Source organism: Pseudomonas sivasensis, from assembly GCF_013778505.1.
GTDB lineage: Bacteria > Pseudomonadota > Gammaproteobacteria > Pseudomonadales > Pseudomonadaceae > Aquipseudomonas > Aquipseudomonas sivasensis.
The window spans coordinates 43,423-64,611 of the sequence record NZ_JAAOWU010000002.1; the positions used below are offsets into that span (position 1 = coordinate 43,423).

Consider the following 21,189-nt stretch of genomic DNA (forward strand, 5'->3'; position numbering starts at 1 on the left):
CCATTGGTCAGGCACAGGCGGTATCCTGTGCCGCTAATGGAGGCTTTTTCATGAAAATCTACAAAGTCGGCGGCGCCGTGCGTGACCGCCTGCTGGGCATCAAGGTCACTGATATCGACCGCGTCGTTGTCGGCGCGACCACCGAGGAGATGCTGGCGAAGGGCTTCAAGCCGGTAGGCGCTGACTTCCCGGTGTTCCTGGACCCGAAGAACGGCGACGAATATGCTTTGGCCCGCACTGAACGCAAGAGCGGCCGGGGCTATGGCGGTTTTGTCTTTCACGCCAGCCCCGAGGTCACGCTGGAAGAAGACCTGATCCGTCGCGACCTGACCATCAACGCAATGGCTGAAGACGATGACGGCAACCTGACCGACCCCTACAACGGCCAGCGTGACCTCGAAGCCCGCGTTCTGCGCCATGTTTCCCCCGCTTTCGCCGAAGATCCCCTGCGAGTTCTGCGCGTCGCACGTTTTGCCGCTCGCTATGCACATCTTGGTTTTACAGTGGCACCGCAGACTCTGGAACTGATGCGTCAACTCAGCGAGTCAGGCGAATTGGAAGCCCTGACGCCGGAGCGCAGCTGGAAGGAAATCTCCCGAGCGCTGATGGAAGATCAGCCTCAGGTGTTTATTCAGGTCCTGCGCGACTGCGACGCACTGAAAAGCTTGATGCCGGAAGTAAATGCACTCTTCGGCGTCCCCCAACCCGAGGCCCACCACCCCGAGATAGACACTGGCGTGCATACCTTGAGCGTGCTGGAGCAGGCCGCCTTGCACAAACAGCCACTGACCGTGCGCTGGGCCTGCCTGCTGCATGACCTGGGCAAAGGTCTAACGCCTGTGGATAAGTTGCCGCAGCATATCGCCCATGAGCATCGGGGCTTGAAGCTGATCAAGGCAGTCAATGAACGTTTCAAAGTGCCAAGGGATTGCCAGGAGTTGGCGCTGCTGGTGGGTCAATATCACACCCACGGCCATCGAGCGCTGGAGCTGAAAGCCTCGACGCTGCTGGAGTTACTGCAAAGTTTTGACGTATATCGCCGACCGCAGCGCTTTGAGGAGTTTGTGGTCGCCTGTGAAATGGATGCCCGGGGCCGCAAGGGCTTCGAGCAACGCAGTTATCCACAGGCAGATTATTTGCGCGGTGCGGCGCAGACAGCACGCGAGGTGGCGGTGGCGCCATTGGTGGAGAAGGGTTTCAAAGGCCCTGAGCTGGGCGAAGCCTTGAAGCGCGAACGGCTCATGGCGTTGCAGGCCTACAAGGAACAACGCGCCCTATCGAATTAGAAGCGCATTCGGCGTCAGGTGCTGGCCCTGCCACTCAAAGGCGACAGGCGCCAGCAACTGATCGATCTGCGCATCCCGCCACAGATCAGCCATCGTTTTACCCACCTCAGGATGCACGCGGTCCGGCGCCATCAACGACAGCGGCCACAAAACAAAGGCGTTTTTCAGGATTTCTGCACGGGGCAGAATCAAACCGTCGAAATCCCCCACCAACTCGCCGTACAGCAGCACATCGATGTCCAATGGCAGGCCTTTGCGGTCCGGCGCGTAGCGGCCGTTTTCAGCTTCGATGGCCTTAAGACGGCGGTCCAATTCTGTCAACGACAGGTCGGTATAGGCCGACACCACCAGATTGAAGAACGGCCCGCTTTTGATGCCCACCGGCTGGCTTTCAAACACCGCCGAGCAGCGCATATCCGTCAGAAAGCTCGCTAACGCGTCGAGCCCGGCGCACAGATGGAGCTCGCGCTCGATATTGCTACCGAGGCCAAGGTAAACCTGAGTTAGCGACATCCGCGCTCAATCTCCACGCCCACACCTTTGGCGGCCGGTACTGCGCCGGGCTTGGTCAGTTTGAGGTGCAGCCAGGGAATCTGGAACTCACTCATCAACACTTGGGCCAAGCGCTCAGCAAAGGTTTCCACCAGTTGGTACTGGGACTGTTCGGCAAACGCCTGGATACGCGCCGAAACGCTGGCGTAATCCAGCGCCAAGGTCAGGTCGTCACCTGCGGCGGCCGGGCGGTTATCCCACGCAAAGCTCAGGTCCAGACGCAGGCATTGGCGGATCCCGCGCTCCCAGTCGTAGGCCCCGATCACGGTGTCGACTTCCAGGCCTTCGATAAACACTCTGTCCAAGCTCTTCTCCGCAGCACGACAAGGGCGCGATGCCCCGTTAGAATCAGGGCGTCCTCGCCCGGAATAGTTAGCATGTTTTGGTCACTGGCGATTCTCGCCTACCTGCTCGGCTCGCTGTCCTTCGCCATTTTGCTCAGCCGCCTGACGGGAAACCCCGACCCGCGAATGAGTGGTTCCGGCAATGCTGGCGCCACCAACATGTTGCGCCTGGCCGGCAAGAAGCTCGCCGTGCTGACGCTGCTGGGCGATCTGTGCAAGGGCTTGCTGCCCGTGCTGATCGCCAGCACCGCCGGCCTTACCCTGCAACAGCAGGCCTGGGTGGGCGTGTGCGCCGTCCTGGGCCATCTGTTTCCACTGTACTTCCGATTTCGCGGCGGCAAAGGTGTCGCCACGGCGGCCGGTATGCTGCTGGGGATCTACCCACCGGCGGCACTACTGGCCGTGCTTGCCTGGCTGCTGACGTTCTACCTGACCCGAACCAGCTCACTGGCGGCACTGATCGCCACGCCGCTCACCCTGCCATTGCTGGCCTGGCAGGAACCGGCGGCGCTGCTGCCGATGAGCGTGCTGACATTGCTGATCGTCTGGCGCCATCGGGGCAATTTACGCGACCTGTTTGCCGGGCGCGAACGGCATTTTTAAATCCCCCAGATGAACCTGGCTCACGTCGCGCCCAAATAACGGCCTACAACGGCGGCAGCTGCTCCATCGGCCAACGTGCCTGCACGCTGATCGCCAGGCTTTCGTGCTGCCCCGCCAGCAGACGCTGGCAACCGGCATAGGCGATCATGGCGCCATTGTCGGTGCAGAACTCAGGGCGCGCGTAGAACACATCCCCCTTCATATCACCGAGCATTTTTTCCAATGAACTGCGCAGCGCCTTGTTGGCGCTGACGCCGCCAGCGATCACCAGACGCTTCATGCCAGCCTGTTTCAGAGCACGCTTGCACTTGATGGTCAAAGTCTCCACCACGGCCTGCTGGAACGCCAGAGCGATGTCGCAACGGGCTTGCTCGCTGTCGTCCCCGGCGCTGACGCTGTGCTGCCAGGTATTCAGCGCAGAGGTTTTCAAACCGCTGAAGCTGAACATCAAACCGGGGCGATCGCACATCGGACGCGGGAAGGTGTAGCGACCAGCAACGCCCTTTTCGGCGAGACGGGCGATTTCCGGTCCGCCGGGGTAATTGAGGCCCATCATCTTCGCAGTCTTGTCGAAAGCTTCGCCGGCGGCGTCGTCCAGCGACTCGCCCAAAAGCGTGTATTGACCGATTCCGTCGACCTGAACCAGCTGCGTATGCCCCCCCGAAACCAACAAAGCGACGAACGGGAACTGCGGCGGGTTTTCTTCCAGCATCGGCGCCAGTAAATGGCCTTCCATATGGTGCACACCCAGGGCTGGAATACCCCAGGCGAAAGCCAGCGCCTGTGCGCAAGAGGCCCCAACCAGAAGGGCTCCGACCAATCCAGGGCCCGCCGTGTAGGCAATCGCGTCGATCTCGGTCGGCACACAACCGGCCTCGTCCAGCACCTGGCGAATCAAGGGCAGCATGCGCTTGACGTGATCACGGCTGGCCAGCTCCGGCACCACGCCGCCATAAGCGCGGTGCAGGTCGATCTGACTGAACAGTGCATCGGCCAAAAGCCCGCGTTCACTGTCGTAAAGTGCGACACCGGTTTCGTCGCAGGAGGTTTCAAGTCCCAGTACTAGCATGGGTTTGCGCCTTGTAGAGGCTAAATTCGAAGGCGCGCATAATAGTCGCCACTCCCCCTCCCGACTAGCGGTTTTCGATCAGAGGCTTTGCATTCCGGTCAATGAGGGGTTAACATCCGCAACCCTTAAAAACCGACGACCTCAGCCGCGAATTTTTTGCGACGAGAACGTTGATCCCGGTAATGAAAGAAGGTAGCTCTGGATGCCAGCCGTCAAAGTTAAAGAGAACGAACCCTTCGACGTAGCTCTGCGTCGTTTCAAGCGCTCCTGCGAAAAAGCCGGTGTACTGGCCGAAGTTCGTAGCCGCGAATTTTACGAGAAGCCAACTTCTGAGCGTAAGCGTAAAGCAGCAGCCGCTGTTAAGCGTCACGCCAAGAAAGTTCAGCGCGAGCAGCGCCGCGCCGTTCGTCTGTACTAATACACAGACGTTCGTAGCAAGCTTCTGCCAAGCCCGGCCCTTCAGTCGGGCTATTGGCATTTGCAGATATCGCTTGATGCTTCATCGTCGAAGCCGCACATGCGACTGAGACAACTGCTTCACACGTCAGGACTGGCTCTTTTGCCAGCGGTGCACGTCTCTTCTGACGAGCCTAACAAGGCTACTGACGAGCACACTTATTCTGTAAACAGGCGATCAACGGTCGGCTGTGCCCATCGATGAGCTTCCGAGGCCGCCAGCGGCCAAGACCGGAGCCAGGGGCAACACTTCTTCGCCGAAGACTGATAGAAATTAACGTCAGTGAATGTTCGGCAGATACACTTCCATACAGCCCAAGCAGACGATTGATGGTCGAGCCACTCGACCCAAGCGCTTGAGCACTTCACGGGCCCTCATTTACACGCAGTGATGACGAGAACGCCATGGCCGGGCTAATTCCCCAGAGCTTTATTGACGACCTTCTGAACCGCACCGACATCGTCGATGTTGTCAGCTCGCGCGTGCAATTGAAGAAAGCCGGCAAGAATTACACCGCCTGCTGCCCGTTCCACAAAGAAAAAACCCCGTCTTTCAGCGTCAGCCCAGACAAGCAGTTCTATTACTGCTTTGGCTGCGGCGCAGGCGGTAACGCCCTCGGCTTCTTGATGGACCACGACAACCTGGACTTCCCCCAGGCAATCGAGGACCTGGCGAAAGCCGCCGGCATGGAAGTCCCCCGCGAAGAAAGTGGCCGCCCGCACAAACCACGGCAACCCACCGATTCGCCGCTATACCCGCTGCTCACTGCCGCCGCCGACTTTTACCGGCAGGCACTGAAGAGCCATCCTCAGCGCAAGGCGGCCGTCGATTACCTCAAGGGCCGCGGCCTTACCGGTGAAATCGCTCGCGACTTCGGTCTCGGCTTCGCGCCACCCGGCTGGGACAACCTGTACAAACATTTGAGCAGCGACACTCTGCAGCAAAAAGCGATGATCGACGCAGGCCTCCTGGTGGAAAACGCCGAGACCGGCAAGCGCTACGACCGCTTCCGCGACCGCGTGATGTTCCCTATCCGTGACAGCCGCGGCCGTATCATCGCCTTCGGTGGCCGCGTACTGGGCGACGACAAACCCAAGTACCTGAACTCCCCGGAAACCCCGGTATTCCACAAAGGCCAGGAACTCTACGGCCTGTTCGAAGCGCGCAAGAACAATCGCAACCTCGATGAAATCATCGTGGTTGAAGGCTATATGGACGTGATCGCCCTGGCCCAGCAAGGCTTGCGCAACGCCGTCGCCACCCTTGGCACCGCCACCAGCGAAGAACATCTGAAGCGCCTGTTTCGCGTCGTGCCCAGCGTGCTGTTCTGCTTCGACGGCGACCAGGCTGGCCGCAACGCCGCTTGGCGCGCACTCGAAGCCACGCTGTCGAGCCTGCAGGATGGGCGCCGCGCGCGCTTCCTGTTCTTGCCCGAGGGAGAGGACCCGGACACCCTGGTGCGCTCCGAAGGCACTGACGCATTCCGCGCACGCATCAACCAACATGCGCAGCCGCTGGCCGATTATTTTTTCCAGCAACTGACTGAGGAAGCCGATCCGCGCTCCCTTGAAGGCAAGGCCCATATGGCCACCCTCGCAGCGCCGCTGATCGACAAGGTGCCTGGCGCCAACCTGCGCACCCTGATGCGCCAACGCCTGCTGGAAATTACCGGGCTAAGCGGCGAAGCCGTCAGTCAGCTGGTGCACAGCGCACCGCAGGATGCTCCGCCCGCCTACGACCCGGGCATGGATTACGACGCCATGCCGGACTATGCCGACTTCCAGCCGCAGGAGGCCTACGCGCCCCAGCAGGAATGGACGCCGAAGAAGCCCGGTGCCGGCGGCAAGAAATGGGACAAGAAACCGTGGAGCAAGAACGGCAAGCGTGGCGATCGCGATGAGGCCTACGCCCCACGCACGCCAGTTGCCGTAGAAGCGCCCACGCTGATCGCCCTGCGCACGCTCATTCACCACCCGCAACTGGCGGGCAAGGTCGAAAGTGCCGACCATTTTGCCAATGCGAGCAATACCTACGCTCAGGTGCTGATCGCGCTGATCGAAGCCGTGCAGAAAAATCCTAAGCTAAACTCAATTCAGCTGATGGCACGCTGGCACGGCACAGAACAAGGGCGCTTGTTGAAAGCACTTGCGGAAAAGGAGTGGCTAATTGACGGCGATAACCTTGAACAACAGTTTTTAGACACCATTACTAGGTTATCTGCGGGTCAGCATACGCAAACCCTCGATGAACTCATCAAAAGAGCAAGACAGCCAGGATTATCGGCTGAAGAGCAAATTCAGATAGCAAAACAGATGCGCGACCTCTTAAAACAGAATGTTTCCGCATCAAACCCGACCTCAGCTGGCGTGTGAGGTCATAGCTCGGGTATAATCCTCGGCTTGTTTTTTGCCCGCCAAGACCTTCAGTGGATAGGGTGTTATGTCCGGAAAAGCGCAACAGCAGTCTCGTATCAAAGAGTTGATCACCCTTGGTCGTGAGCAGAAGTATCTGACTTACGCAGAGGTCAACGACCACCTGCCTGAGGATATTTCAGATCCTGAGCAGGTGGAAGACATCATCCGCATGATTAATGACATGGGGATCCCCGTACACGAGAGTGCTCCGGATGCGGACGCCCTTATGTTGGCCGACGCCGATACCGACGAGGCAGCCGCTGAAGAAGCCGCTGCTGCGTTGGCCGCGGTGGAGACCGACATCGGTCGCACGACTGACCCTGTGCGCATGTATATGCGTGAAATGGGTACCGTCGAGTTGCTGACACGCGAAGGCGAGATCGAAATCGCCAAGCGTATCGAAGAGGGCATCCGTGAAGTGATGGGCGCAATCGCGCACTTCCCTGGCACGGTTGACCACATTCTCTCCGAGTACACTCGCGTCACCACCGAAGGTGGCCGCCTGTCCGACGTCCTGAGCGGTTATATCGACCCGGACGACGGTATTGCGCCGCCTGCTGCCGAAGTACCCCCGCCTGTCGATGCGAAAGCCGCGAAAGCGGACGACGACTCCGAAGACGACGAGGCTGAAGCCAGCACCGACGACGAAGAAGAAGTCGAAAGCGGTCCAGACCCGATCATCGCCGCCCAGCGTTTCGGTGCGGTTTCCGATCAAATGGAAGTCACCCGCAAGGCCCTGAAAAAGCACGGTCGCTCCAACAAGCTGGCAATTGCCGAGCTGCTGGCGCTGGCTGAGCTGTTCATGCCAATCAAGCTGGTTCCGAAGCAATTCGAAGGCCTGGTTGAACGCGTTCGCAGCGCCCTTGAGCGTCTGCGCGCACAAGAGCGTGCGATTATGCAGCTCTGTGTTCGTGATGCTCGCATGCCGCGTACTGACTTCCTGCGCCAGTTCCCGGGCAACGAAGTTGACGAAAGCTGGAGCGACGCTCTGGCCAAAGGCAAGGCGAAGTATGCTGAAGCCATTGGTCGCCTGCAGCCGGATATCATCCGCTGCCAGCAGAAGCTGACTGCACTTGAGACCGAAACCGGTCTGACGATTGCCGAGATCAAGGACATCAACCGTCGCATGTCGATCGGTGAGGCTAAAGCCCGCCGCGCGAAGAAAGAGATGGTAGAAGCGAACTTGCGTCTGGTGATCTCCATCGCCAAGAAGTACACCAACCGTGGCCTGCAATTCCTCGATCTGATCCAGGAAGGCAACATCGGCTTGATGAAGGCTGTGGACAAGTTCGAATACCGTCGCGGCTACAAGTTCTCGACTTATGCCACCTGGTGGATCCGTCAAGCGATCACTCGCTCGATCGCCGACCAGGCCCGCACCATTCGTATTCCGGTGCACATGATCGAGACGATCAACAAGCTCAACCGTATTTCCCGGCAGATGTTGCAGGAAATGGGTCGCGAACCGACCCCGGAAGAGCTGGGCGAACGCATGGAAATGCCTGAGGATAAAATCCGTAAGGTATTGAAGATCGCTAAAGAGCCGATCTCCATGGAAACCCCGATCGGTGATGACGAAGACTCCCACCTGGGTGACTTCATCGAAGACTCGACTATGCAGTCGCCAATCGATGTCGCCACAGTTGAGAGCTTGAAAGAAGCGACTCGCGACGTACTGTCCGGCCTCACTGCCCGTGAAGCCAAGGTACTGCGCATGCGTTTCGGCATCGACATGAATACCGACCACACCCTTGAGGAAGTCGGTAAGCAGTTTGACGTGACCCGTGAACGGATCCGTCAGATCGAAGCCAAGGCGCTGCGCAAATTGCGCCACCCGACGCGAAGCGAGCATCTGCGCTCCTTCCTCGACGAGTGATACCAGAACCCCCGGCCCATGCCGGGGGTTTTGTTTTGCATAGATAAAATCCCGTACTGCCCCACTCCCCCCGCAATGCCCGTCTACACTCGACACATTCCCCCGTGCCATAACGAGACCGTTATGCCCAGATTGCCGACCGTGATACTGCTGTCGCTGCTGAACTGGACCGCAACGGCTGGCGCGTTGACTCTTACTGATGATGAGCGTGGCTGGCTGGCGGACCATCAGGAGCTGAGACTGGGAGTGGACCCCTCGTGGCCACCCTTCGAATACCGTGATGAAAATGGTCGATACCAAGGCTTGTCGGCGGATTACGTGCGTCTGATCCAGGATCGCCTGGGCGTCAGGGTCAAGATAATCGAGCCGCCGAGCTGGGGTGCCGTATTGGAGATGGCTCGAAGCAATCAGCTCGACCTTATCCCCAGCATCATGTCGACACCGGAGCGCCAGAATTATCTGGCCTTCACCCGGCCTTACATCGACTTCCCGATGGTGATTCTTGCCCACGAAGGCGGGGCACGGCCGCGTAATCTCAAGGACCTTTACGGATTGAAGGTTGCCGTGGTGGAGAACTACGCCCCTCACGAGTTGCTGCGCACCCACCATCCTGACCTCAACCTGGTCGCGATGCCCAACGTCAGTTCCACGCTGCAGGCCTTGGCGACCGGCGAAGTCGATACCGTGGTCAGCGACCTGGCGTCCAGCGTCTGGAGCCTGCGCGAACTAAAACTCGATGGTCTATACGTCAGCGGCGATACCCCTTACCGTTATCAATTGGCGATGGGAGTGCCACGGGACGACAAAATACTGGTGGGCATCCTGGATAAAGTCCTGGCCGACCTCAGCCCCGATGAAACCAATGCCATCCAACAGCACTGGGTAGGCAACTTCACGGATAACCGCACGTTCTGGCGCGACCTGCTGATGTACGGCCTGCCCGCCGTGCTGCTGCTAATCGCCGTATTGGCCGTCGTGATTCGGATCAATCGCCGGCTGAGTTCGGAAATTTCCCGCCGCGTCGCGCTTGAACAAGAATTGCGCAGCAGCGAGTACCACTATCGCGGCCTGGTAGAAAGCTTGTCCGCTATTGCCTGGGAAGCCAGCATCACCGATTTCACCTACAGTTACGTGTCGCCCCACGCCGAGGACCTGCTGGGTTACCCACGAGCCCATTGGCTGATTCCGGGCTTCTGGCGCAACATCATTCACCCCGCCGACCTGATCCGCACCGAAGCCTATTGCTATCGCGAAACCCGCGCCAACCGCGACCACAGCATTGATTACCGAGTGATCACCGCCGACGGCCGCTGTTTGTGGGTACGCGATATTGTCAGCCTGATCGAACACGGCCATGAGCCGGTGCTGCGCGGCTTGATGATTGATATCAGCGAGGCCAAGCGCACCGAGGAGGCGCTGCAGCTGTCCGAGCAGAAGTTTGCCTCGGTCTTCCAGCAATGCCCCGACATCCTGGTGATCGCGCGGCTTTCCGATGGCTGTCTGCTGGAGGTCAATAAAGCGTTCGAAGATCAAATCGGCCTGACCGCCGAGGAAGTGATCGGCAGAACCGGCACGGAACTGGAGATATGGGGCATCCCGGGCATCGGTCCGGAGTTGTTGCAACGCGTCCAGACAACCAGTATTCGCAACCTTGAAATGCCGTTTTTGCGCAGCAACGGCCAAGCCTTCACCGGGCTTATCTCCGCGGAGCCCTTCCAGCTCGACGCGATTGAAGCCATCGTGGTAGTGGTGCGCGATATCACCCAACTCAAGGAAACCCAGCAACTGCTGCAAACCTCCGAAGAGAAGTTCGCCAAAGCCTTCCATGCTTCGCCCGACGGCTTGCTGCTGAGCCGCCAACGCGACGGCCTGCTGATTGAAGTCAACGAAGGTTTCAGCCGCCTGACCGGTTACACCAGCGCCACCTCTCTCGACCAATCAACCCTGGAACTGGGCATCTGGGTCGATCTCAACGAACGCAAACACATGCTGGAACTGATGCAGCGAGATGGCTTTGTGCGTGATTTCATCTGCCACATACGCCGTAGCGACGGTGAAATTCGGATGTGTGAAGTGTCCAGTCGCCCGCTGCCGATCGCCGGGGAAGACTGCATGCTGACCATCGCCCGCGACATCACCGAACGTCAATTGATGCAGGAAAAACTGCAACAGGCCGCGACGGTATTCGAGAGTACCGCCGAAGGCGTGTTGATCACCGACACCCGGCAGAACATCAGCGCCGTCAACCGCGCCTTCAGCGAAATCACTGGCTACAGCGAAGCCGAAGCCCTCGGCCAAACACCCCGCCTCCTCGCCTCTGGCCTGCATGACAGCGCGTTTTACGCCGCGATGTGGCACCAATTGACGGCCCAAGGTCATTGGCAGGGCGAGATTTCCAACCGTCGAAAGAACGGCGAACTGTACCCCAGTTGGCTGACCATCAGCGCCGTGCGCAACCGGGATCAATTGATCACTCACTTTGTGGCGGTGTTTGCAGACATCTCCAGCCTCAAACTGGCCCAGGCGCGCCTCGATTATCAGGCGCACCACGATCCACTGACCGGGCTGCCCAACCGCACTCTATTTGAAAACCGGTTGCAGGCAGCCCTAAACGGCCATCAAGAGACTGGCAAACAGGGCGCGGTGTTGTTCCTCGATCTGGACCGCTTCAAACACATCAACGACAGCCTCGGCCACCCGATCGGCGATCTGCTGCTCAAAGACATTGCCGTGCGCCTCAAGGACCAACTGCGAGACATCGATACCGTAGCGCGCCTGGGCGGCGATGAATTCATCATCCTGCTGCCCGGCCTGCAACACGCCAATGACGCCGAGCAATTGGCCAACAAGTTACTGACCTGCTTCACCCCGCCATTCCAGGCTGGCGAGCACGAGTTCTTCATCAGCGCCAGCATCGGCACCAGCCTTTACCCGCAGGACGGTACGGATGTCGCCACCTTGGTCAAGAATGCCGACGCTGCGATGTATCGATCCAAAGCCAAGGGACGTAACCGGGTCGAAAGCTACACCCGCGACCTGACGGCTCAGGCCAACGAGCGTGTGGCACTGGAGCATGAACTGCGGCGAGCCATCGAACGTAAAGAGCTGAGCCTGTATTACCAGCCGAAACTGAGCCTGGTAACACAAGAACTGATCGGTGCCGAAGCCCTGATCCGCTGGCATCACCCCACCTTTGGCGACGTACCGCCAGAACACTTTATTGCCCTGGCCGAAGAGAACGGCACGATCCTGCAAATTGGCGATTGGGTCTTGGAACAGGCCTGCCGACAACTGCACGCGTGGCAGGGCACCTACGAAGATTTCGGCCCGCTGTCGGTCAACCTCGCCGGTGCGCAGCTACGCCATCCCGGCTTGCTGAGTCGAATAGAACAACTGTTGCGCGACTACCACCTCGACCCAGGTCACCTGCAACTGGAGATCACTGAAAATTTCATCATGAGCCAGGCCGAAGAAGCACTTGAGGTGCTACACCAACTCAAACAACTGGGCGTGCAGCTGGCAATTGATGACTTCGGCACTGGCTACTCGTCCCTCAGCTACCTCAAACGGCTACCGCTGGATTTCCTGAAGATCGACCAATCCTTCGTCCGCGGCCTGCCGGACGACCCCCACGACGCCGCCATCGTGCGCGCTATCATCGCCCTGGGCCACAGCATGCAATTCACCATCATCGCCGAAGGCGTGGAGAACCCCGCGCAGCAAGCCTTCCTGGCAGCTGAGGGCTGCGAACAGATGCAAGGCTACATCGTCAGCTTGCCACTGCCGCCGGAGCTTTTTGTCGCTACCTTCCTTCGTATGAGCATTGAGGATTTTTCGGATAGCACACAGAAGAAACCATCGTTATAATCCGCGACCTGTTAAGGGCCTATAGCTCAGTTGGTCAGAGCAGAGGACTCATAATCCTTTGGTCCACGGTTCAAGTCCGTGTGGGCCCACCAACTCCAAAGCCGCGCATTGCGCGGCTTTCGCGTTTCTGGCTGGTCCACCACAGATACAGTCCTATGGTCCAAGGGTACAATTTAGGTACAGTGCTGGTTCGCCAGCCGCCTAGGAGCACCCTCTCATGGCTACTCTCGTCAAAACTCCTTCCGGCACCTGAAGGCGCTCATTCGTAAAAATGGCTGGCCCACAGTCTCCAAAACCTTCCGCACAAAGCGTGATGCGGAGGACTGGTCGAGGCGTACCGAAGAAGAAATGGTGCGTGGCGTGTACATCCGACGTAGCGGCTCGGAGAAAATGACGCTAGAGGCTGCACTCAAGCGCTATCTGAGCGACATAACCCCCACCAAGAAACCCACCATTTGTTATCGCTGATGCAGAATTAACCCAGATGCCGACTTAAAGCCGCTCCATCAGTGATCCGCTCAAAGTCAGACCTGCTAATACTTACAACGCCAAGGCTTGGGTCAGCCAAATTTCGGTAGCCGGGTCAATTGGGCATCAGCGACAACAGAGTTTGGTTCAAGGTCTGGGCTTAGACCTATCGGAAGTCACCGACGTCTACAAGCATCACGCGAAATACTTCTGGGCTTCTGCACGTGGTGAGCGCACCGAGGGGCACCCCGATTATCACCCGCCGCCTTCAGGCTCGTGAGAGAGGTGCGGCGGGATTCCGCGATTGCAGTTTGATTGCACGCCCTTAACCCTCAGCGCAATGCAGAAGTTGTCGACGGAGCTTTACACGGTCACAACATACCCCGGCCAGTGCCTCGTGCGGAGGCGCCTCGGCCTAACGTCTCCAAAACCGACGCGCTCGATGTGTTGTTACCGGGGAGTTGGCTTGCTGGCGATGAGACCCGTGCAGACGTCAAATTCCCCGGGGCCTCACATCACAGACCGTTTGCATCTTAGTCACCGCTTGTAGAAAATCATCGTCTTTTTGCACGAATGGATACGCGCATGAAGTTCGAGAAGACCACGCAGTACAGGTCCGAGGAAGGGATCGTCTTCAATCTGTCTCAAATCACCCTCATGGAAAGCGACCGAGGTCGCCTGCGCGAGCTGCACTTTGGCGAAGCGAAACGCGCCCATTACCAAGTCAACAGCATCGTCGTCGATATGTACGACCGAATGCAGGCTCGAAACCTGCCATGCCTGCTGACAGTCTGCATTTCCAATCCCCTGATCCGGCAGCAGGCCGACGCTATCACTACTATGCGCGGCAACGTCGCCAAGGGAATTGCTGCGGCCTCAGGTGGCGTTGCCGGGAAGGTAGGTGCGTTGGGCGGGCCGCTCATTGGTTGGGCTTCAGGTGCAGTCGTGACGACAGGTGTCAACTGGTACCTCAAAGGGGCCCTACCGAACCTTCATGCAGGTGACGTGCTGGTCAGCATCGAGGGAGAGGTACATGGCGGGATTGGCCCACAGCGCTCTGTCGTGACGCTGGTCATCAAGGTCTGAGGAACTGCACATGCCCTACATCATGCAAACTGTCTTCCTTCTGGTGCTGGGCGCGATCCTCGTTCAGTTTCTGAAACCATACCCGCTGCGCAAGTGGCTGGGTTTGGCGCTGCTGGCAACGGGCTTGGTCAGCATCTTCAAGGTTGGTGAGCAGCAGGTGCTGGGCTTTGACCTGGAGCTGCTAGCACTGCTGGCCGTGCCGCTGGGCGTGGTGCTTTTCCTGACGCGGCGGCGGTTCACGGGGGGGGACTGAAGCCCTGGCACGATTTCTCGGTGCCGTCTCTGACCCAAAATCATATGGGACAACAGTCGATCAACAGCGCGTTGATCGATAATCTTAGCGTTGGACCTTGCAAGCGGATTGGGGGGTTACTTTGAACATACTGGTAACTCCTAACGTAGGTTAGATGCCGCCAAAATCACTGATAAATGATGGGTGGCGGCTGTAACGCAGACCAGGTGCAGTCGGAAATGTGTAATGCCACATTGACCAGCCTCGCCAACTCTGCGGGCGCGGCCTAATTCTGATCCTAGAAAGCACGGATCTAGCGCACATGAAAGGTCACCGCAATCGCCAACCTTTTAAAGTCAGACTATACGCATGCCTTAGGCCAAGTCGCGCTTTGCTTCTCGATCTGTGAATGGAACGTGGTTTTGAGATGCAAGAGAATTAGCCCGGGGGCACTACAGAAGATCGTGGGCGAAGAATTCACTGCGGGGCAAATTGCGAAACTCAAAGGGCGCAAAATCAGTACAACCACGGTACAGTACTCAGCTTGAGCAACCTTTTCAAAATTACGCTTAACACCACGTACTACGGGGCCTCCAGCTATGCCAACTTACGTTCACCTACGAACGATTTCTCTAGGCATATCACCTCGTCCAGCAACTCATAATCCTTTGGTCCACGGTTCAAGTCCGTGTGGGCCCACCAACTCCAAAGCCGCGCATTGCGCGGCTTTTGTGTGTCTGAAGACCCACTCTCAGTGTCCGGACTGTCCACACAACGTCCACCGCCTCACTTCGCAAACAACGGACCAATATCCCTGGATGCTTTGAAATCAAGCGCATTAACGCACGGGTCAAACAGGAACAATGTCGCCACCCTCCTACTTGGCCCTTGAACCAAATATGCAACTCCAGCGCAAACGTCGTACCTCGCGCCTGCAAGCGTTCCGCCAGTACGTGCCAATCTTCACAGCCCAATACCACGCCGAAATACGGCACGGGGACATCGTGGACGTCGACGGCATTGGTGTGGGCCGCGTCCTGGAAGGCGGTTTTCGGATGTTCGGGGATGACCAATGGGTGGCCGAAGAAACTCTGACTGTGGCTGGAGCGCTCGCCCCAAGTAAGAATAATCCCGCTGGGCAACCTGACGTTTTACCGAGAGGTCATCCTACTGAGTCGCTATAGCCAACGGCACTTACCAGTGCCACAACTGTTTGCCCGCTGCCTGCTGGACGATTCAAGCCTGTAACATGCGTTCCCATTGCAGCCCGTCACGGAGCCTCCCTTGCCTGTCCTCGATGAAATCGATCGCCAACTGATCGCCGCCTTGCAGATCAACGCCCGCGAAAGCGTAGCCATGCTTGCGCGGCAGTTGGGCATCGCGCGCACCACGGTGACCTCCCGCCTGGCGCGCCTGGAGAAAACCCAAGTGATCACCGGTTATGGCGTGCGCTTGGGCCAACGGGTGGCGGACGGTGGTTTGCAGGCCTACGTGGGCATCACTGTGCAACCTCGCTCAGGCAAAGAAGTGTTGCGCAGGCTGAGTGCCATGGCTCAGGTGCAACAGTTGTGCGCGGTGAGCGGCGAGTTTGATTACGTGGCTTGGCTACGGACGGATTCGCCGGAGCAACTGGATCAGTTACTGGACCAGATCGGCAGTGTCGATGGTGTAGAGAAAACCACCACCTCGATCATCCTCAGTAACAAATTGGATCGCGGACAACCAATATGACCAGCAACCTCGTCACTTCGACTGAAAACAATTCATTCCGACGACACATTGCGTCTTATTAACGAGCGCAACGCTCCCTAAACTGGCTGCCATCTTTTCCTATACTCAGCGGGTCGTGCCCCGCCGGGTATCCAGCCAGGTCAGCCATGAATACGTCGAACAAAAACAGTCGCCACCCTGCAGACGGTAAAAAGCCCATCACCATCTTCGGCCCGGATTTTCCGTTTGCCTTTGATGACTGGATCGAGCACCCCGCAGGCTTGGGCAGCATCCCCGCCGCCAACCATGGTGCAGAAGTAGCCATCATCGGCGCAGGTATCGCCGGGCTGGTTGCCGCCTATGAGCTGATGAAGCTGGGCCTCAAACCCGTGGTGTACGAAGCCTCGAAAATGGGTGGCCGTTTGCGCTCCCAGGCTTTCGAAGGTGCCGAAGGCATCATCGCCGAGCTGGGCGGCATGCGCTTCCCGGTGTCGTCCACCGCCTTCTATCACTATGTGGACAAGCTGGGACTGGAAACCAAACCGTTCCCCAACCCACTGACGCCGGCCTCCGGCAGCACCGTGATCGACCTCGAAGGCCAAACCCACTACGCACAAAAGCTGTCCGACTTGCCTGCACTGTTCCAGGAAGTGGCTGACGCTTGGGCCGACGCCCTGGAAGCCGGCTCGCAGTTCGGTGATATCCAGCAAGCCATTCGCGACCGCGACGTACCGCGTCTCAAAGCGCTGTGGAATAAGCTGGTGCCCCTGTGGGACGACCGCACCTTCTACGATTTCGTCGCCACGTCCAAGGCGTTCGCCAAGTTGTCGTTTCATCACCGTGAAGTGTTTGGGCAAGTCGGTTTCGGCACCGGCGGCTGGGACTCGGACTTTCCCAACTCGATGCTGGAAATCTTCCGCGTAGTGATGACCAACTGCGACGACCACCAACACTTGGTGGTCGGTGGCGTGGCCCAAGTGCCAATGGGTATCTGGCGCCATGTACCGGAACGCTGCGCCCACTGGCCGGCCGGCACCAGCCTCAGCTCGTTGCACAGCGGCGCGCCGAGAGCCGGGGTCAAGCGCATTGCACATGCAGCCGATGGCCGCTTCGCGGTGACCGACAACTACGGCGACACCCGCGAATATGCCGCCGTCCTCACCACCTGCCAAAGCTGGCTGCTGACTACCCAAATCGAATGCGATGAAACCCTGTTCTCGCAAAAGATGTGGATGGCCCTGGACCGCACCCGCTACATGCAATCCTCGAAAACCTTCGTGATGGTCGACCGCCCCTTCTGGAAAGACAAAGATCCGGAAACCGGCCGCGACCTCATGAGCATGACCCTCACCGACCGCCTCACCCGCGGCACTTACCTGTTCGACAACGGCGACGACAAACCAGGGGTGATCTGCTTGTCGTACTCGTGGATGAGCGACGCGCTAAAAATGCTTCCGCAGCCTATCGAAAAGCGGGTAAAGCTGGCCCTGGATGCCTTGAACAAGATCTACCCGAAAGTCGATATCAAGGCGCGCATCATTGGTGATCCGATCACCGTGTCCTGGGAGGCCGACCCGCATTTCCTCGGGGCCTTCAAAGGCGCGCTGCCTGGCCACTATCGTTACAACCAGCGTATGTATGCGCACTTTATGCAGAAGGACATGCCGGCCGAACAGCGTGGGATTTTTATCGCCGGCGACGACGTTTCCTGGACACCTGCCTGGGTGGAAGGCGCAGTACAAACCTCGCTGAACGCGGTGTGGGGCATCATGACCCACTTCGGTGGCAGTACTCACGCCGAGAACCCAGGGCCGGGCGACGTGTTCGATGACATCGGGCCAATCGCCCTGGCCGAATAAGGAGTTACGCCATGCGTGTCGCCCTGTACCAATGCCCGCCGCTGCCACTGGAAGTGGCGGGCAACCTCAAGCGCCTGCGCCAGCTCGCACACGAAGCGACCGGCGCCGATGTGCTAGTGCTGCCGGAGATGTTCCTGACCGGTTACAACATCGGCGCAGAAGCCGTCGGGGCATTGGCCGAAGCGCGGGATGGCGAGTCTGCCCAGACCATTGCCGACATCGCGCAAAGCGCCGGACTGGCCATTTTGTATGGCTATCCTGAGCGGGCCGACGATGGGCAGATCTACAACGCCGTGCAGCTGATAGACGCCAACGGCCAGCGCCTCTGCAACTATCGCAAGACCCATCTGTTCGGGGATCTGGACCATTCGATGTTCAGTGCCGGCGACGATGACTTCCCACTGGTGGAGCTCAACGGTTGGAAGCTGGGATTCCTGATTTGCTACGACCTGGAGTTCCCGGAAAACACCCGACGCCTGGCCTTGGCCGGGGCCGAATTAATACTGGTGCCCACCGCCAACATGGTGCCGTTCGATTTCGTTGCCGACGTCACCGTGCGGGCGCGGGCCTTTGAAAACCAGTGCTACGTGGCCTATGCCAACTATTGCGGGCACGAAGGCGAGATTCAGTACTGTGGCCAAAGCAGCATCGCCGCACCGGATGGCCAGCGCATCGCCCAGGCCGGTCTGGATGAAGCCTTGATTGTCGGCACGTTGGATCACCAATCGATCCTCGACGCCCGCGCCGCCAATCACTACCTGCAAGACCGTCGCCCCGAGCTTTACGGCCCGCTGCACAAGCCCTGATCCGATGGGTTTGTTAGCATAGGCACTTGCCCCGCTCTGGAAGTGCCCATGCCTGTCCCGGCCCACCCTTATCCCGTTCATTTGACCCTGGCCAACGGCCTGCGGGTTTGCCTGCGCCATGCGCCACGTTTGAAGCGTTGCGCCGCAGCGTTAAGGGTGGCTGCCGGCAGCCATGACGTACCGTTGGCTTGGCCGGGTCTGGCGCATTTTCTTGAGCATTTGTTGTTTCTCGGCACCGAGCGGTTTCCCAGCGGCGAAGGGTTGATGGCCTACGTACAACGTCACGGTGGCCAAGTGAATGCCAGCACCCGCGAACGCACCACGGACTTCTTCTTTGAACTGCCCGTTCCGACCTTTGCAGAGGGACTTGAACGGCTGGCCGACATGCTGACCCATCCGCGCCTGACGCTGGAGGATCAACTGCGCGAGCGCGAAGTGCTGCACGCAGAGTTTGTCGCCTGGTCTCAAGATGCCAAGGCTCAGCAACAGGTCGCGCTGTTCGAAGGCTTGGCGGCGGATCATCCGTTGCGTGGTTTTCATGCCGGCAACCGCGACAGCCTGCCGGTGGAGCGCGAGGCGTTTCAACAAGCCTTGCGGGAATTCCACACACATTTCTATCAGAGCGGGCAGATGACTTTGAGCCTTGCCGGTCCGCAGTCGCTGCAAGAGCTGGAAGCCCTGGCGCAGCAGTTCAGTGTGCAACTGGTCTCTGGCCCGCAACATCCGCAGGCGTCGCCACCGGCCCTGATGCAAGGCCAGGCTCGGCGGTATCAGCACACCGAAGGCGGACACCTGCACCACGTCATCACCTGTGACGTACCCCGCGAAGCACTGGATTTCCTCTGCACTTGGCTAAACGCCTCTGCACCGGGCGGGCTGCTCGCTGAGTTGAAAGCACGGCAATTGGTCAGCGCACTGCAGGCGTCAGTGCTGTACCACGCGGCCGGACAAGCAGTGCTGGATATCGACTTTACGCTCGGTACCGCAGACAAACCGGCGACACACATTGAGGCACTGTTGCACGACTGGCTGAGCTTTTTCTCACACAGCGACTGGACTCCGCTGCGCGAAGAGTTCGCGCTGCTGAACGTGCGACAACAACAGATCCAAGGCGCCCTGACATTGGCCCGAAACGACAGCGACGATCTGGGTGAGCAAGGCATCGCCGCGCTCAAGGCCCTGCTTGAATCACTGCAACTACCGCCCGCCGAACATCGCTGGCAACTCCCATCGAACAATTCGTTCCTGCGCCCACCGGTCAAGCAAGAGCGCGCAGGCCTGATCCGCGGCCAAACCAGCGCCCACCGAGGGCTGCGAACCTTTGCCCAGGATCGCTCGCGGGGTCGCCGGGAGGTAGCGGCGCTAACATTCAGCCAGGCCTTGGCGGATGACAGCGACGAAGGCGCGCTGTACCTGCAATGGCGGTTTGGCTCGCCAGTTGCCGCCGGGGTGGAAAGCAGCTTGCAGCCCTTGCTTGAAAATGCACGTCAGGCGGGTGTTGAAGTGTCCTTTGAAGCCACCGGTAGTGACTGGCTGGTGAAAATGACCGGCCTGCACGAGCCCATGCCGGCCGTGCTGGAGGTCTTGGCGCAAAGACTGAATCAGCCGCAAGAAGCTGTCATCGCGCCACCGCCCATGATCCCAATCCGAGCGTTGCTCAAGGCGCTGCCCTCGTGCTGCGCCGCTGGTAATGTCGCCCCCCACGAGCAGCCTGCATCCTGGGCCACCGCACGCTGGCATGGCCTGGGCCTGGGTTTACCCATCGCAACTCAAGCGTTGATCAAAGCGGCCGCCGCCCGTCTGCCTGGGCAACCTGCCCACATCGAACAAACACTGCAAAACCTCAGTGGTCAACGCGTGTGGCATGAGATAAAAACCAGCTCCACCGAAGCCGCCTTGCTGCTGTTTTGCCCGACCCCGAGCCAATCCCTGGCCGATGAAGCGTCGTGGCGACTGCTTGGACACCTGCTCCAAGCTCCTTTCTACCAACGCCTGCGGGTTGAACTGCAGTTGGGCTACGCAGTATTCAGCGCAGTCCGACAGATAAACGGGCAAACCGGCCTATTGTTTGGCGTGCAGTCTCCCAGCGTGTCCCTGGAAGGCATCGTTGAGCACCTGGAAACTTTCCTGGCCCAACTGCCAGCGTTGGTCGGCAGTTTCGAAGATCTGGGCAACCTTGCCCTGGCTCAACAGTTTTCACATCAGGCGTTGCCGGTCGCCCAAGCTGCCGAGCTGCTGTGGCACGCACACTTGGCCGGCCATCCGTCGGGTTATCTCACGCACATTCAGCAACTGATCCACAGCGTTAGCCGTGAAGACCTGCTGCTGGCCGCCCAGCAATTGAATGACGCCCTAGGTGGCTGGCGCTACGTAGCCAACGGCCCGGAGACGTTGAGCGCCTGAACGCCAGCAGGCTGATCATTGCCAACCCTGCAACAGGCTTTTTCCACCAAGACAGCGCTAACCTGACAAGAATTGAGTAACATTCCTACGCACACATCTGAACATCTCCGACTGGAGGTGGACTATATGTATTACTTGGTAGTAAACGTCCCATCAC

General features: G+C 58.9%; 15 protein-coding genes, 1 tRNA gene and 3 pseudogenes. 15 read left to right on the plus strand and 4 right to left on the minus strand.

Annotated features, from left to right (window positions below; all coding sequences use genetic code 11):
* Positions 1-50 precede the first annotated feature (50 nt).
* Positions 51-1,286 carry a multifunctional CCA addition/repair protein gene (locus tag G9Q84_RS03740; RefSeq protein ID WP_181642910.1) on the plus strand — a complete coding sequence of 412 codons (1,236 nt, stop codon included), beginning with the start codon at positions 51-53 and terminating at the stop codon, positions 1,284-1,286.
* Here G9Q84_RS03740 and folK read toward each other — a convergent pair.
* Both folK and folB read right to left on the minus strand, forming a co-directional pair.
* Positions 1,275-1,799: a 2-amino-4-hydroxy-6-hydroxymethyldihydropteridine diphosphokinase gene (gene folK, locus G9Q84_RS03745; protein WP_181642911.1), complete on the minus strand. Its 525-nt coding sequence runs from the start codon at positions 1,797-1,799 to the stop codon at positions 1,275-1,277. The two genes, G9Q84_RS03740 and folK, sit on opposite strands and share 12 nt — an antisense overlap.
* A complete protein-coding gene (folB, locus tag G9Q84_RS03750; protein WP_032883867.1) occupies positions 1,790-2,143 on the minus strand; it encodes a dihydroneopterin aldolase in 354 nt (117 codons plus the stop codon). Before folB ends, folK begins: the two co-directional genes overlap by 10 nt.
* A gap of 72 nt (positions 2,144-2,215) precedes the next feature.
* Between folB and plsY the strand changes: the two genes are divergently transcribed.
* Positions 2,216-2,785: a glycerol-3-phosphate 1-O-acyltransferase PlsY gene (plsY, locus tag G9Q84_RS03755; protein ID WP_032883869.1), complete on the plus strand. Its 570-nt coding sequence runs from the start codon at positions 2,216-2,218 to the stop codon at positions 2,783-2,785.
* Between the two features lie 43 nt (positions 2,786-2,828).
* On the opposite strand, the gene tsaD is transcribed toward plsY, so the two are convergent.
* The gene (gene tsaD / locus G9Q84_RS03760; RefSeq protein ID WP_032883871.1) at positions 2,829-3,854 is read right to left on the minus strand and encodes a tRNA (adenosine(37)-N6)-threonylcarbamoyltransferase complex transferase subunit TsaD; all 1,026 of its coding nucleotides are present in this window, start codon (positions 3,852-3,854) and stop codon (positions 2,829-2,831) included.
* 202 nt (positions 3,855-4,056) lie between these two features.
* Between tsaD and rpsU the strand changes: the two genes are divergently transcribed.
* The 8 genes and pseudogenes from rpsU to G9Q84_RS03795 all read left to right on the plus strand — a co-directional run bounded on the left by rpsU (position 4,057) and on the right by G9Q84_RS03795 (position 14,275).
* A complete protein-coding gene (gene rpsU / locus G9Q84_RS03765) occupies positions 4,057-4,272 on the plus strand; it encodes a 30S ribosomal protein S21 (protein ID WP_002551877.1) in 216 nt (71 codons plus the stop codon).
* A 443-nt stretch (positions 4,273-4,715) separates the two neighbouring features.
* Positions 4,716-6,683, plus strand: a complete 1,968-nt coding sequence (gene dnaG / locus G9Q84_RS03770) for a DNA primase (protein ID WP_032883872.1) — start codon at positions 4,716-4,718, stop codon at positions 6,681-6,683.
* A 67-nt stretch (positions 6,684-6,750) separates the two neighbouring features.
* Positions 6,751-8,601 (plus strand): RNA polymerase sigma factor RpoD, encoded by a 1,851-nt coding sequence (gene rpoD / locus G9Q84_RS03775; RefSeq protein ID WP_095185047.1) that lies wholly within the window; start codon positions 6,751-6,753, stop codon positions 8,599-8,601.
* A gap of 123 nt (positions 8,602-8,724) precedes the next feature.
* The gene (locus tag G9Q84_RS03780; RefSeq protein WP_095185048.1) at positions 8,725-12,468 is read left to right on the plus strand and encodes an EAL domain-containing protein; all 3,744 of its coding nucleotides are present in this window, start codon (positions 8,725-8,727) and stop codon (positions 12,466-12,468) included.
* A gap of 15 nt (positions 12,469-12,483) precedes the next feature.
* A tRNA-Ile gene (locus tag G9Q84_RS03785) sits at positions 12,484-12,560 on the plus strand.
* A gap of 125 nt (positions 12,561-12,685) precedes the next feature.
* Positions 12,686-12,921: pseudogene (locus G9Q84_RS29115) on the plus strand (site-specific integrase); the annotation flags it as partial.
* A 600-nt stretch (positions 12,922-13,521) separates the two neighbouring features.
* Entirely contained in the window at positions 13,522-14,022 is a 501-nt protein-coding gene (locus G9Q84_RS03790) for a hypothetical protein (protein ID WP_181642912.1), read from the plus strand.
* Positions 14,023-14,032: 10 nt separating this feature from the next.
* Complete coding sequence (locus G9Q84_RS03795) at positions 14,033-14,275, plus strand: hypothetical protein (protein WP_181642913.1); 243 nt, start codon at positions 14,033-14,035, stop codon at positions 14,273-14,275.
* Positions 14,276-15,040: 765 nt separating this feature from the next.
* Here the strand turns inward: G9Q84_RS03795 and G9Q84_RS29120 are convergent.
* Positions 15,041-15,345: pseudogene (locus G9Q84_RS29120) on the minus strand (VOC family protein); the annotation flags it as partial.
* Positions 15,346-15,349: 4 nt separating this feature from the next.
* Between G9Q84_RS29120 and G9Q84_RS29125 the strand changes: the two are divergent.
* The 5 genes and pseudogenes from G9Q84_RS29125 to pqqF all read left to right on the plus strand — a co-directional run.
* Positions 15,350-15,502: pseudogene (locus G9Q84_RS29125) on the plus strand (LysR family transcriptional regulator); the annotation flags it as partial.
* Between the two features lie 36 nt (positions 15,503-15,538).
* Positions 15,539-15,985: an Lrp/AsnC family transcriptional regulator gene (locus G9Q84_RS03800; RefSeq protein WP_032883895.1), complete on the plus strand. Its 447-nt coding sequence runs from the start codon at positions 15,539-15,541 to the stop codon at positions 15,983-15,985.
* A gap of 146 nt (positions 15,986-16,131) precedes the next feature.
* Positions 16,132-17,823 (plus strand): flavin monoamine oxidase family protein, encoded by a 1,692-nt coding sequence (locus tag G9Q84_RS03805; RefSeq protein WP_032883896.1) that lies wholly within the window; start codon positions 16,132-16,134, stop codon positions 17,821-17,823.
* An 11-nt stretch (positions 17,824-17,834) separates the two neighbouring features.
* On the plus strand, positions 17,835-18,629 hold the full coding sequence (locus G9Q84_RS03810) for a carbon-nitrogen hydrolase family protein (RefSeq protein ID WP_095185051.1): 795 nt from the start codon (positions 17,835-17,837) through the stop codon (positions 18,627-18,629).
* 48 nt (positions 18,630-18,677) lie between these two features.
* Entirely contained in the window at positions 18,678-21,032 is a 2,355-nt protein-coding gene (gene pqqF, locus G9Q84_RS03815; protein WP_181642914.1) for a pyrroloquinoline quinone biosynthesis protein PqqF, read from the plus strand.
* Positions 21,033-21,189 lie beyond the last annotated feature (157 nt).